We start from the raw sequence: 12,901 nt of genomic DNA on the forward strand, positions 1-12,901 counted from the left end.
TCGTAATGACGCAACCGCCGGGAAGCGGTGCGTGAGGGGTCAGAGGTGCTATCGCGGTGGTTGATCCAATCCCACCTTATTGCGCGGATACGGCCGGGCTGCGGCACAGGCCGGCCTCCGAGTTTCGACCCGCGCGCAGCAGGCTTCCGGCATCGGGGATGTCGATCGGCAGTCGCAGGCGCCGCAGCAGGGTATAGGCCCCGGCGGTGGCCGCGGACAGCACCGGAATGCCGAACTCATCTTCGGCGGCCTGGACGATGGGCAGTGACGGCATCTGCACGCAGGCGGAGATCACCAGCGCATCGGCTCCGGCGAGGTCCAAGCCGCGGGCCGCGGCCATCACGTCCCCACCCGGAATGCAGCCGACCTGGGCGTTGTCGGCGACTTCGAGGGCCGACCAGGCGGTCACCTCGAAGTCCTCGGACTCCAGGTAGGCGACGACCTGCTCGGCCAACGGCCGAACGTAGGGGGTGACCAACGCGATCCGGCGAGCCGGGACGGCCCGCAAAGCTTCCACGAGTGCCCCGGCACTGGAGATCACCTCTGCCGCGACAGCCCGGTCGGCGAGCTGCGCCGTCACCGCCTTCTCGACCTGACGATGCTCGCCGGGTCCCTGCGCCATCACAGCCACCAGGCACGCGTACAACACCGCGTCGACGCCCGCATCGGCGAGCTCGTCGATGCAGCGCTCACGCTGGGAATTCATCGCGCGCAACTCTTCCGGCGAGACATTGTGCATGCGCATCCGGCTGGCGTGGAACGAGAATTCGGCCGAGGGATGCCGCGCGAGCAGTGCGGGCATTTCCGTTTCGACGGTGACGTTCGAACTGGGCACAACCAAGCCGATACGGTGGTGAGTCATACGTGCTCCTGCTGGTACTCGGCGCGGATCTTCGCGGCGACGTCCGCGCGCAGAGACTTCTTGTTGATTTTCCCGACGAGGGTCGTGGGGAGCTCGTCGAGCCATTCCAGGCGCTCCGGCCACTTGAACTTGGCCACGCCGAGCCGGGTGAAATGCTCCTGGATGTCCGCGAGCGGCACGGGGCCGCGGGTGGGCACCAGGTAGGCGCAGGTGCGCTCTCCTAACCGGGCATCCGGCATGGCCACCACCGCCGCGGCAGCCACGGCGGGATGCCGCAGCAGGAGCAGCTCGATCTCCTCGGCGTTGATCTTCTCGCCGCCCCGGTTGATGACGTCCTTGATGCGTCCCTCGATCGACAGGTAGCGCTGGCCGTCAATGACCACGAGCGCGGCCAGGTCGCCGGTGCGGTAGAGCCCGTCCGAGGTGAATGCCACGGCATTGTGATCGGGCGCGTCGTAGTAGCCCCGCAGCGTGTAGGGGCCGGTGCAACACAATTCGCCGACCTGCCCGTCGGGCACTTCGCGTTCCGAACCGGGTTCGAGGATGCGTATTTCATCCAACGGCGACAGCGGCGTTCCCACGGTGGTGGCTCGTGCCGCGCGGGGCGAGTCCGGCCGGGTGACGGCGAATAGTCCTTCGCCCATGCCGAACAGCTGCCCTGCCCACAGGCCCAGGTGCTCAAGCATGCCGAACAACTGTGGTGGAACCTTCGCGCCCGAGAGCAAAACGGTGCGCAGCGATGCCGCCAGTGCCGGGAACGCGGGATCGTCGACGGCGCGGTAGTGGCCGTGGCCGAGCAGGATGTCGGTGGCCTTCTCCTGAACCAGCAACGGAAGGGCTTCGGCCAGGTTCGCGCTCGTCATCACGAGGCATGCGCCGACGCTGTGCGGCCCGTGGACGCCGCAGACGATGCCGGCGTTGTGCATGATCGGGATCAAGTGCGCGTTGCGGGTCGTGTCGTCCCAGCCCCAGGCGCGTGCGTACTCCCGCGCGTTGTACCAATATTCGGCGTGCAGCCGGGGAATGATCTTCGGTATCCCCGTGGTGCCGCCGGAAAGCTGGAACACCGCGACGTCATCGGGGTCGATGTCCCGCTGGATCCGCTCGACGATGCCGCGTGCGGTGGCGGGCGCAATGGTACGGCCGAGATCCTCGACCCGTGGGTCCGAGGCGTCGGCACCGAGCACCAGCACCTGGCGCAGCGTGGGGTGGTCACGGGCTTGCTCGTGCGCGAAGCCCACGAGGTCGAACGTCGTTCCGGCGTCGACCAGGTGCGCCACCGCCCCGGCTCGACGACTGATCTCGCCGATTTCGTGGGCCCGGTGGGAGGCCAGCGTGCACACCGGTACCAGGCCGGCTTTGAGCACGCCGTACCAGGCCAGCACGCTTTCGAGGCGGTTGGTGACCTGGAACAGCACCGGATCACCGGGAACCAGGCCGAGTTCGGCCAGGCCTGCGGCGAGTTGGTCGCTGCGCGCATCGAGCTCGGCGAAAGTCATCCGCCCCTCGGCAGTGACAACGGCATCGTGGTGCGGGTGGGCCGCAGCGACCTCGTGGAATTCCTCGGCGATGGTGCGGGTGCCCCACAGTCCGGCCGCCCGGTAGCGGGCAACGTCTTCCGGGGCGTAAGGCACTAGCCGCTGGGAGGCGTCGGTCGGGGTCATGCCGCGTGCTCCTCGTCGAAGGCGATGAGATCCATGCGACCGCTGGCCAATCCGGCCGCAAGGTCCGGCACGAGTCCCTGGGGGGCCTGCACGACCACCAGGCCGCCGGTCTCCAGGCGCAGCCGTTCGGCCAGTTCCATTCTGGTCAGCACGGCCTCTCGATCGCGCGGCCCGCTGAGCCAGAACCCGGCAATGCCGTTGCTTCGCAGCTCGACCGCGCGTTGCACCACGATGTCGGCGAAGCGGCTCCACGGGTTGAGGAGTTGGTCGGCCACCTCCGCCAGGCAGAGATCGCCCTGGAGAAGCTCGACGTCGGCCTTCTGGAACTCGACCACATTCAGCTTTCGGGCGCTGTCGTCATCGAGCACTCGCCGGGTAAACGAGACGCCGTTGCGGTGCAACGGCTGTTCGAGCACCCAGCTGGACACATCGGCCTCGGGCACTGATCGAGACTCGGTGCCGCCGTAGTAGGCGAGACCGGCCCGCGCGACGTCCGGGGAGCTGTGCACGAACCGGTCCAGCGAGACTTTCCCGGCCCGGGTCATGTAAGCCACCATCAGCTGCTCCACCGGCATGGTCATTCTCGCGGGGAACGATTCCCACCACAGCTGGCTTCGCCGGGCCACCTCCTGCAGGCGGCCAACCTCGGGTTGGCGCACGCGCTCGTAGCGTTCCAGCGCCGCTGCGAGGTCGGGTTCCTCGACGATGGCCTGGCAGAGCGCGATGGCGTCTTCCATGGCGAGCTTCGTTCCCGAACCGATGGAGTAGTGCGCGGTGTGCGCGGCGTCGCCGAGCAGAACGGTGTTGCCGTGGTGCCACTTCCCGCACCGGACGGTGCGGAATCGTTGCCAGCGGGTACGGTTTCCGATCAACCGGTGTCCCTGCAATTGCTCGGCGAATATCCGTTCCAGGTAGGCCAGCGAGGCGGTGTCCGACTGGTCGGGCGGGGTGCTTGCCGTCGTCTGGTCAAGCCCGGCACGTTGCCAGGTGTGCTCGTCGGTTTCGATCAGGAAGGTGCTGAGGTCGTCCGCGTAGGGATAGGCATGGGTGACGAAGGTGCCGTGCTCGGTTTCCACGGGCGAGAACAGTGCGTTGTCCAGGGCGAAATCCGCACCGCACCACAGGTAGAGCCCGCTTCCCTGCTCGATGCTCGCGGCAAGCTCGTCGGACAGTGCTTGCCTGGCCGCCGAGCTCACGCCGTCGGCGGCGATCACGAGGTCGGCATCGACGTCCGCGGGCGTCACTCGCTCCCCGAACCGCAGCACGACCCCGGCCTTGTCGGCATGACGCTGTAGCACGGCCAGCAGTTCGGTGCGGGCGATCGCGATCAGATTGTCGTTGTGAATCCAGGCGCTCGCGCCGCCGACCCGCAGCTCCATGTGGTGGCCGTGGGCGGCGGCGACGATGTCGCGCAGCGTGTCCGGATCGGCGGCGTCGAGGTTGCGCTGCGTCCGGCCGGCCAGCCCGACACCGAACCCGAAAGTCTTGTCCGGTACGCCTTGCTCGTAGACGGTGACCTCTAGGCGCGGTGCGGCGAGTTTGAGCAGCCGGGCGGCGTAGAGGCCGCCCGGTCCGCCTCCCAGCACGGCGACGCGATCGATGCTCATCGCGGGTTAACTCCTGCCACGTTCAAGCGGCCCAAATCGGCGATGTGGTCCGGGTGATCGGTCGGCACGATCGCCGAGTACAGCGCGGCGTGACATCCTGGGCAGCAGTACTGACGGAACACCACAGCGGCATCCACATAGGACTCCGGTGCGGACACGACTTGGGGGCCGGCATCGCCTGATGGGCCTTCGTAGCGCGTCAGAGCCAGCGCTGCCTCGCTATCGGGATCGCCGAGCACCTGTCCACAGTGCACGCATGCGATGGCCCGCTCGCCGCGACCGGTGACCTCGATGAGGTTGTCGTCGAGACGGCGTCCGGCAGAGGTGTCGACTCGCGCGGCCGGAACGTCGGCGATCACGGTCGAACGCTGGCGACGCCGGTCCCGCAACTCCTGTCGTCGCTCGAAAGTGGCTGCCTCGTCTACACTTCCGTCCTGCTTGATGACCACGCCATAGATGTCCGCTGCCGCGCCCGGCGTCACCTTGTGCTCCTGCAGATCGACGGCAACTGCCTGCGGGTCACGCGCCAGCGGGTCGCCGTACCCGCCGCCGCCTTGCCAGAACATGTAGAAGACCTCGCCAGGTGCGATGTAGCTGTGTGCATAGCAGTTGCCGAGTTCCTTCTCCCCCGCGATCTCCGCCAGCTCACCGGGCATCCGGCCGTCGGCGAATTGCTCGTGCAGGTCGCTGCCGCGCAGCAGCACCTCCAGCCCGGTGTTTCCCGGATAGCCACCGGCCAGGCCCGCGTTCTGCGAAACGGCTTTGCCCGCCGAGGCGAGCACGAGACCGATCGGGATGCTGGTTCCGTGCGGGGTGATCGCGATGGAGGCGCTCACCCCACCCCGGTGCCGCCCGGGTCCGCCCGAATCGGGCTCTTCGCGCCGCCACAGCGACAGCACCGGGTAAAGGAACTCGGTCATCTCCACATCGGGAACCCGTCCCATGGGGATGCAGAACAGTCCCCCGGTGTCGATGCCGTCGGCCTGCGGCCGCGCGCCATAACCACCGGCCATCGGATCCATCATGATGCTCAGGAACGGCGCGGGCTGCTCACCGCGCTCGTCCAGACCGGCGATCACCGCGGTGTCCCACGTGCCGCAGCACGCAGCCTGCACGTTCTTGCCGAATTCCGGCGAGGTGTCGAGCAGCTGCGCCAGGCATTCGGCGACCAGGCTGCCGGTCTGCCAGGCCGGACCGATCGGAGCGCGACTGACCGCGGCCGGGAAGCTCGCGTTGTTGATCGTGCCTTCCTCGGTGATCAGGTCGAAGCAGCGCATCAGCCCGCCCGCCGACCAGGGAATGTCACCGGCGAGGATGGGCAGCAGGGCGAGCATGACCCCGCCGCGCATCCCGGCGTAGGTGCAGTTGATGACCCCCGCCTGCTTGTCGGTACCGGTGAAGTCGAAGGTCAGGTGATCGCCGCTCTTGGTCATCGCCACGGTGATCTTGTGCAGGTCGCGGTCGCCCTCGTGGGCCTGGTCCTGGTATCCCGTCGCCTTCCACGTGCCGTCGGGCAGACTGGTGAGCTTGTTGCGCAACCGCTGCTCGGCATCGGCCATCATGCGCTTCATGACGGCTTTGACGGTGTCCGCGCCATACTGCTCGATCACCGATAGCAGCCGCTTGCGGCCGACCGTGTTCGCCCCGATCTTGGCGCGCAGGTCGAGCGCGACGAGCATCGGCACGCGAGACCGACGTGTCCACAGATCGGCAACATCGCGCTGCAGTTCATAGTCCCGGACCACCTTGACCGGCGGGGTGGGCACGGATTCGGAGAACACGTCCTCGGCGGCCGGGGAGAACGATCCGAGCCCGACACCGCCGAGGTCCGGCTCGTGGCAGATCGCGCTGGTCCACCCGAACAGCTTGCCCTCGTGGAAAATCGGCTGGTAGACGATCACGTCGTTCTGGTGCAATCCCCCGCCCACCCACGGGTCGTTGCACAGGAACATGTCACCTTCGGCGATGCCGGGGTTGGCGGCCCGGTGGCGCAGGGTCCAGTAAATCGCCAGGTCCACCGCGCCGACCAGCATCGTGTTGTAGAGCCCGACCTGGACTTCCTGACCCAGCTCATCGCTGATCGCGAAGTCGAAGTCGTTGGCGTCGGTGACGATCGGCGAGCCCGACATCCGCTTGAGCGCCTCGCCCATTTCATCGGTGACCGACCACAGCCGGTGTCGCACGACCTCGTAGGTCATGGGGTCGAGCGCGTCGATCTGTTCCTGGCCGACCGTGTGGACCGGCAGGGAACTCGGCAGCGACCGGGCGAGCTCGTCCGGGTCCACGGGGCGGCTGGAGAAGATTTCGCTTCCGGGGATGGGTGCGGTCATGACGCGCGCTCCTGCGGGTGACGAATGATCATGTTTCCCAGGGAATCAACGGTTCCGGTCCGACCGGCGGGAACCACCACGGTCGTCGTCGGAACCTCGACGATGGCCGGTCCCGGGAGGACGTGCCCGGCCCGCAGCTTGCTGTAGTCGTAGACGGCGGTGTCGACGAATCCCAGCGCGCCGTCCAGGCACACCGGTCGGCTTCCGATTCGCGCCTCGGAGGGGTCACTCGAGTCGGCGTCCGCGACGCCCGGCAGCGCCGGGGAGAACGGCAGCAGGCCCACGCCCCGCACGCGGAAGGTGATCGCTTGAATTCCGGACTCGCGAAAGCCCGAGCCCTCCCCGTACAGGGCCGCATAACGTCGCTCGAAGGCTTCGACCGTGGCCTCGATCGTGGCCGCGTCGAGCGGACCCGACGGAACCGGCGTGGACACCTCGGCCAGTTGCATCGAATACCGCATATCGACCGAGCGGTGAATCTCGATATCGGTGAATGTCAGCCCCTGCCGGGCCAGGCCGTCGCGGACTTGCTGCTCCAACTGCAGGAAGTTTTTCTCCGCACGGGCAGGATCGAACGGCGCCTGCAGGGGGTCGGACAGCTCCGCTGCCAGCACGATGTCCGACGACGCCAGGCCGTAGGCCGAAAACGCCGACGCCACCTGGCCCAGCGGAACCACGACCTGGTCGACCCCGACTTCGGTGGCGTAGGCCGCGCAGTTCGCTGGGCCGGCACCGCCGAACGCGTACAGCACGAATTCCCGGGGATCGTGCCCGGCTTCCACGACCGTCTTGCGCAGCAGGTCGCCGGTTTGCGCGTTCTGCACGGCATATATCGCCGCAGCGGCGTCCTCAACGGACAGCCCGAGAGGTTTGGCGATCTTGGTCTGAATCGCCTTGCGCGCCAGCTCTTTCGACAGCGCCTTGCGCCCGCCCAGCAACCCGCGTTCCGGGAGGATACCCAAGACGAGGTTCGCGTCGGTGTTGGTCGGTTCCTCGCCGCCCTGGCCATAGCACGCCGGTCCGGGCACCGCTTGGGCACTGCGCGGGCCGACATGCAGGTTCCCGCCGCCATCGAGCCAGGCGATCGCCCCGCCACCGGAACCGATCGCGTGCACCTCAAGGGTCGGCACGTTGATCGGGTGGTGATTGATCACGGTCGTCGAGGTCCGCACCGGTTCGCCATCGACGACCAGACCCACGAGGAACGTGGTGCCACCGACGTCGGTGGAGATGATGTTGCGGTGCCCCAACTGCTCGCCGAGCGCAACCGACCCCATCACGCCGCCGGTCAGCACCGAGCCGATCGTGCTGATCGCGTTCGCCGGCGCCTCTTTGGCCGCTACCGCCCCACCATTGCTTTGCATGACCAGGAGCGGCCCGGCGAGCTGCCGCTTCCGCAGGGCGGTTTCCAGGTTGTCCAGATAGTCCCGCAGGCCGGGGCCGATCTGGGTGCTCATGATCGTCGTGGCGTTGCGGGCGAACTCGCGAATACGCGGGCTGATCTCGGATGACAGCGACACGAAAACGTCGGGATCGATCTCGTGCACCAGTTCACGGATGCGCTGCTCATGCACGGGATTCTTGAACGACCACAGCAAAGACACGGCGATCGCTCGCACGCCGTCGTCCAGCAACTGGCGAATCGCGGTGCGCGCCTCTTCCTCGTCCAGGCCCAGCACGACGCTGCCGGAGCGGTCAATGCGCTCGGTGACTTCCAGGGCGTGCTTCTTCGGCAGCAGCGTGTGCGACTTCCGCTGTCCCAGAACGTTCTGCAGCTCGGCGGGCGAGCGGCCGAGGTAACGGCCCTCGACGTTCATGATGAAGATCGAGTCGCGGTGTCCCTTCGTGGTCAAAAAGCCCACCGGCGGGACGTTCTGCATCACCAGCGCGTTCAACGAGGACGTGGTGCCGTGCGCGATGTGGTGCGTCTCGGCCAACATCTCCTCCAGCGGACGCCCCAGCTGCTCGGCGAGCGCGCCGAGCACGTCGAGCACCCCCTGGGAATAGTCCGGCGGGGTCGACGGCGACTTGGCGGCGATGATGGTTCCCGCGTCATCGTCGAGCACCGCGTCGGTGAACGTGCCGCCCACGTCCACGCCGATGACATAGACCATGGCTCACTCTCCTCGTTGAGAACATCCGCACCGCCAGCAACCTGCGGTAACACCGCTGGGTGTTTACGACTGCGTCGATTCTTCGACACCAACGACGATCGGGTCAAGGGCTGTGTCCACCCGCGTCTGTTTGACCGATTCAGATGGAGTGCGTTCGAATCCCGCTTGGCATAGCGCTCGGCCGACGTGCCCTGACCTCGGGCTCGAGTCGCATCGGCGCTAACTGCATGGCGATGGCCAGTTCCGTAAGGGGCCGGTGCGCACCCGTGTGACAGCCGCATCAGGTCCCGAACCTGCCCACGTGGCGAAACCACTTCGGCGAGCCGGGCGGACGGCCGCCATAAGCCTCAGCGTGGGCCCGGCTCAGTCCACCGCTCTGCCACCCATGCCGCGATCTGACTGCGCGACGTGAACCCGAGCTTGACGAGGATATGTTCCACATGGGCTTCTGCCGTGCGCTGGGAGATCACCAGGTGCTCGGCGATCTGCTTATTGCTCATTCCCTGCGCGACGAGCTCAGCGGTCTCTCGTTCGCGCCGACTCAGCTGCGTTGGAAATTCTTCCTTCGGTCGCTCTGCCGCACCGCCGGGCTCGCCCAGCGCGTAGGCGAGCACTCGGTCAAGACTCACTTCCGCGCCTTGCGCAAACAACTTGGCATACTCGCTCTCCCCTAGACTGTGACGCGCCTGCTTTTCGCACTGTTCTTGATACCCGTTGAAAAAGGTGAACAGTTTTCCGCCTGCCTCGCGGCGAATCCGGTGAGCGAGCCCGAACAGCCGGGCGGCTTGCGCGCTGTTATGTTCGGTCGCGGCGACCCAGGCCAGGACCTCAACGCTGAGGACCGTGCAGTGATAATCCCGGAACTCCCGCTGTAGGGAAAGGCTCTCCCGCGCCAGTTCCGAGGAACGCCCCATATCGCCCTGGCGCCATGCCTCCAGAGCAAGCGCCCAAAGCGCGTACGACTGCCGCCACTTCTCACCATGCGAGCGACACAGTTCGAGAAGTTCCTCGCTGTATCTGGTCGCTCGTTCCGGGTCAGCCAGAAGTGAGCAGTTCAGCGCCAGAATCGTCAGGGCCGTCGACAGCGAGCGCAGATCACCCGACTCGCGAAGCTCGGGCATGACCTGTTCGCCCTTGGCGACCGCTTGCCGGAAATCCGCCTGAAGCGCCGCGGCAAACGCTTCCGGCGCGCGCATACGCATAGTCGCGGTCTCGTCACCGAGGTCGCGTGCAAGGCGGTGCCCCGCCTCAAGCAGCGCGTTCGCCACTGGCAAGTCATTCTGCAAAAGCGCGAGATGAATGGCGCTGATCACGAGATCCAGTCGGCTCGTGCCCCGCTCGCCGTCTCGTTCCAGAAGGCGCTCACACCAACGTCGTCCTTCGCTGATCAGCCCGCCGACCCGCCAGTAGTCGCGCAAGACATCGGCCATGCGCATCCCGACGACGACTTCGTCGACCTCGTGGAGGCAGAACTCGAGCGCTGTTCGGATATTGGCGTGTTCACCGCGTATCCGGGAGAACCAGGCGGCCTGGTCCGGACCGAACCAGCAGTGCTCCATCTGCTCGACCAGCTGGAGACACCAGTCGCGATGCCGGCGTCGCACCTCATATTCTTCGCCGGAATCGCCCAGCACCTCCCGGCCGTACTGCCGGATCGTCTCCAGCAATCGGTAACGAACTCGGCCCTCTCGCTCCTCCCGAATGAGGATCGATTTGTCCACCAGACCCGAGACCGCGGTCAACACGTCGTACCTGTCCAGACAGTCCCCGGAGCAGACGACCTCGGCGTCCTCAAGATCGAAATCTCCGGCGAAAACCGATGCCCGAGCCCAGAGCTTCCGCTCCTTTTCCGAACACAGCTCGAAACTCCAGTCGATCACCGCGCGTAGCGTCTGATGCCTCGGCAACGCGGCACGACTGCCCGAGGTAAGCAGGCCGAATCGGTCATCCAGTCGCTGCAATATCTGATCGAGCGACAGGACGCGCAGGCTGTAAGCGGCCAGCTCGATGGCCAACGGAATCCCGTCCAACCGCCGGCACAGATCGGCCACCAATGGGCCGGTGCGCTCATCCAGGGCGAAATCCGGGACCACGGTTTTCGCTCGGTCGACAAACAGAGCCAACGCCTCGTAGGCCGTCAAGCCGTGGCCCTCCGTAGCCGCGTGCGGCTCCGGCCACCGCAACGTCGGCACCGAGAAGAGGTGCTCCCCAGCGATGCCCAGGGCCTGCCGACTCGTGGCCAGAATGCGAATCTGCGGGCAGTTTTTCAGCAGCGTCGCAGCCGTGACCGCGCACGTGTCCAGCACGTGTTCACAGTTGTCCAAAATCAACAACAACTGTTGGTCTCCCACCCGCTCGGCCACGGTCTCCGCGGTCCACCGGGTGGACGGATCATGGAATCCGAGAGCGGTCACGATGGCCTGTGGTACCAGACCTTCGTCCTCCAGCCCTGTCAGCTCGACCAGCCACACCCCGTCGGAGAAAACTCGCCGCAGTTCCCGGCCGGCACGAGAAGCCAGCCGCGTCTTGCCGACCCCGCCGACACCGGTGAGAGTCACCAGTCGCGAGGACGACAGCGCACGCCGGACCTCGATCAGTTCCCTACGACGGCCGACGAAGCTCGTGACGTCCGCCGGCCAACGGCCTTCGGACCTCCGCAAAGAAGGCGCATGCATAACAGTGTCAAGGCTAGCGCTCCGTGGCCAAGCAGACGACAAATCGGTCATGCGCTCCAGTGCGCGCGCTCGAACAGGTACCGCGTCGGCGGTGGCCAGGGCGTTGGAGAACCCGGCGCGCAGGTCGATGGGCTCGTCGGTCCAGTCCCAAGTCTCCACGACCGGCACCCCTGCCGAGCCCGGCAGTGCGCGGGTGCGGGCCGTGTGCTGCGCGCCGACCAGGAGGAACCAGTCGGGCCTTCGGCCGAGGAAGCTCCGCACGATCTGCTCCTCGCGGGCCACGTCGTCGTCGGTCGAGCCCACGAAGATCTGGTACCCGGCCCGGCTCAGCTCCTCGGAGAAGGCGTGCACGGTGTGCGTTGATAGAGAGCGCTCCCTTCGCGCTGGTCGACCACCTCGGCGGCGCCGTCAGACCAGCCGTCGCCCGGCGAGGTTCCGCATCAGCGCGGCGGCCCCGAACGTCCACGGCTCGCACCGGTCGGTGTCCCGGACCCGGTTGACCAGCGCACCCAGCAGCGGGGTGGCGATGGTGACGAGATCGTCCTCGTGGTGGGTGAAACCGCCGCCGGGGCTGTCGCGGTCCTCGACCGGGGCGAACATGGTGCCCAGGTAGAGCGCCGCCCCGTCGGGGTAGCCGTGGTGCGGCCCGATCAGCTGCGCGATCAGCTCCTCGGGGTCGCGGCTGATCTTGGTCATCGACGAGGCGGCGTCGAGGTGGAACCCGTCGGCACCGTCGACGGTGAGTCCGACGGTCATCCCGCGCACCTCGTCGAGCCCGAACCCGTCCTCGAACAGCCGCACGAACGGGCCGAGCGACGCGCTAGCGTTGTTGTCCTTGGCCTTCGGCAGCAGCAGCGCCGAACGCCCTTCGATGTCGCGGAGGTTGACGTCGTTGCCCAGGGCGGCCCCGACCGTCCTGCCGGTGGAGTCCACCACGAGCACGACCTCCGGCTCGGGGTTGTTCCACTGCGAACCGGGGTGCACCCCGACGTCGGCGGCCGTGCCGACCGCGGCGAGCGGCTGGGCCTTGGTGAAGATCTCCGCGTCCGGGCCGATCCCCACCTCCAGGTACTGGCTCCACGCACCGCGCTTGACGAGCAGTTCCTTCAGCGTCAAGGCTTCCGGTGATCCCGGGCGCAGCTTCGACAGGTCACCGCCGACCAGTTCGTGGATCTGCGCCCGGACGGCGGCCGCCGACGCGGCCTCGCCGCGGACCCGCTCCTCGATGACCCGCTCAAGCATGGACACCACGAACGTCACCCCGGCGGCCTTGACCGCCTGCAAGTCGATCGGCGCGAGCAGCCACGGTTTGCCGCGGTCGCGGCTCTCGACCGGGGTGTTGACGAGCAGCTCGTCGAGATCACCGAGCCGCTCCCCGGCCGCGGCCCGCAATTCTCTTGCTGGGTCAGGGGTTTCGCAGAGATCGCGCACGGTGGCGAAGGCAGCGGCGACGTCGAAAACGCCTTCGGGCCGCACCGCGACGACGGACGGACCTGCCAGTTCGGGCCGCCACACCCGGCCGACCAGTGCGCCGTCGGCGGGCAGGGTGGACGCGGCGTCTAGGGGGAACTCGGACACATCGGTTCCTTTCGGCCGAGCGGCGGCGCTTGCTGGCTGGGGTTTGGGCTCGGCCGGGGTTTGACTGGACC

General features: G+C 67.2%; 7 protein-coding genes. All 7 read right to left on the bottom strand.

Annotated features, from left to right (window positions below; all coding sequences use genetic code 11):
- Positions 1 to 76 precede the first annotated feature (76 nt).
- The 7 genes from BJ970_RS05785 to BJ970_RS05815 all read right to left on the bottom strand — a co-directional run bounded on the left by BJ970_RS05785 (position 77) and on the right by BJ970_RS05815 (position 12,830).
- Positions 77 to 862, bottom strand: coding sequence for a maleate cis-trans isomerase family protein (locus tag BJ970_RS05785; protein ID WP_184724714.1), 786 nt, complete (start codon positions 860 to 862; stop codon positions 77 to 79).
- Positions 859 to 2,526 carry a (2,3-dihydroxybenzoyl)adenylate synthase gene (locus tag BJ970_RS05790; RefSeq protein ID WP_184724717.1) on the bottom strand — a complete coding sequence of 556 codons (1,668 nt, stop codon included), beginning with the start codon at positions 2,524 to 2,526 and terminating at the stop codon, positions 859 to 861. The genes BJ970_RS05785 and BJ970_RS05790 overlap by 4 nt, the downstream gene beginning before the upstream one ends.
- Complete coding sequence (locus tag BJ970_RS05795; protein WP_184724720.1) at positions 2,523 to 4,133, bottom strand: FAD-dependent monooxygenase; 1,611 nt, start codon at positions 4,131 to 4,133, stop codon at positions 2,523 to 2,525. The genes BJ970_RS05790 and BJ970_RS05795 overlap by 4 nt, the downstream gene beginning before the upstream one ends.
- Positions 4,130 to 6,463 (bottom strand): hydantoinase B/oxoprolinase family protein, encoded by a 2,334-nt coding sequence (locus tag BJ970_RS05800; protein WP_184724723.1) that lies wholly within the window; start codon positions 6,461 to 6,463, stop codon positions 4,130 to 4,132. The genes BJ970_RS05795 and BJ970_RS05800 overlap by 4 nt, the downstream gene beginning before the upstream one ends.
- Entirely contained in the window at positions 6,460 to 8,577 is a 2,118-nt protein-coding gene (locus BJ970_RS05805) for a hydantoinase/oxoprolinase family protein (RefSeq protein WP_184724725.1), read from the bottom strand. The genes BJ970_RS05800 and BJ970_RS05805 overlap by 4 nt, the downstream gene beginning before the upstream one ends.
- 347 nt (positions 8,578 to 8,924) lie before the next feature.
- Positions 8,925 to 11,603 carry an ATP-binding protein gene (locus BJ970_RS05810; protein ID WP_312864133.1) on the bottom strand — a complete coding sequence of 893 codons (2,679 nt, stop codon included), beginning with the start codon at positions 11,601 to 11,603 and terminating at the stop codon, positions 8,925 to 8,927.
- 57 nt (positions 11,604 to 11,660) lie between these two features.
- Positions 11,661 to 12,830, bottom strand: coding sequence for a fumarylacetoacetate hydrolase family protein (locus tag BJ970_RS05815; protein ID WP_184724728.1), 1,170 nt, complete (start codon positions 12,828 to 12,830; stop codon positions 11,661 to 11,663).
- Between the last annotated feature and the right edge of the window lie 71 nt (positions 12,831 to 12,901).

This window comes from Saccharopolyspora phatthalungensis (assembly GCF_014203395.1).
Classification (GTDB): domain Bacteria; phylum Actinomycetota; class Actinomycetes; order Mycobacteriales; family Pseudonocardiaceae; genus Saccharopolyspora; species Saccharopolyspora phatthalungensis.

Bases quoted from the DNA above. Each gene is read 5' to 3' on its own strand.
- BJ970_RS05795 (WP_184724720.1), bottom strand. From the start codon at position 4,133: ATGAGCATCGATCGCGTCGCCGTGCTGGGAGGCGGACCGGGCGGCCTC.
- BJ970_RS05800 (WP_184724723.1), bottom strand. From the start codon at position 6,463: ATGACCGCACCCATCCCCGGAAGCGAAATCTTCTCCAGCCGCCCCGTG.
- BJ970_RS05790 (WP_184724717.1), bottom strand. From the start codon at position 2,526: ATGACCCCGACCGACGCCTCCCAGCGGCTAGTGCCTTACGCCCCGGAA.
- BJ970_RS05805 (WP_184724725.1), bottom strand. From the start codon at position 8,577: ATGGTCTATGTCATCGGCGTGGACGTGGGCGGCACGTTCACCGACGCG.
- BJ970_RS05785 (WP_184724714.1), bottom strand. From the start codon at position 862: ATGACTCACCACCGTATCGGCTTGGTTGTGCCCAGTTCGAACGTCACC.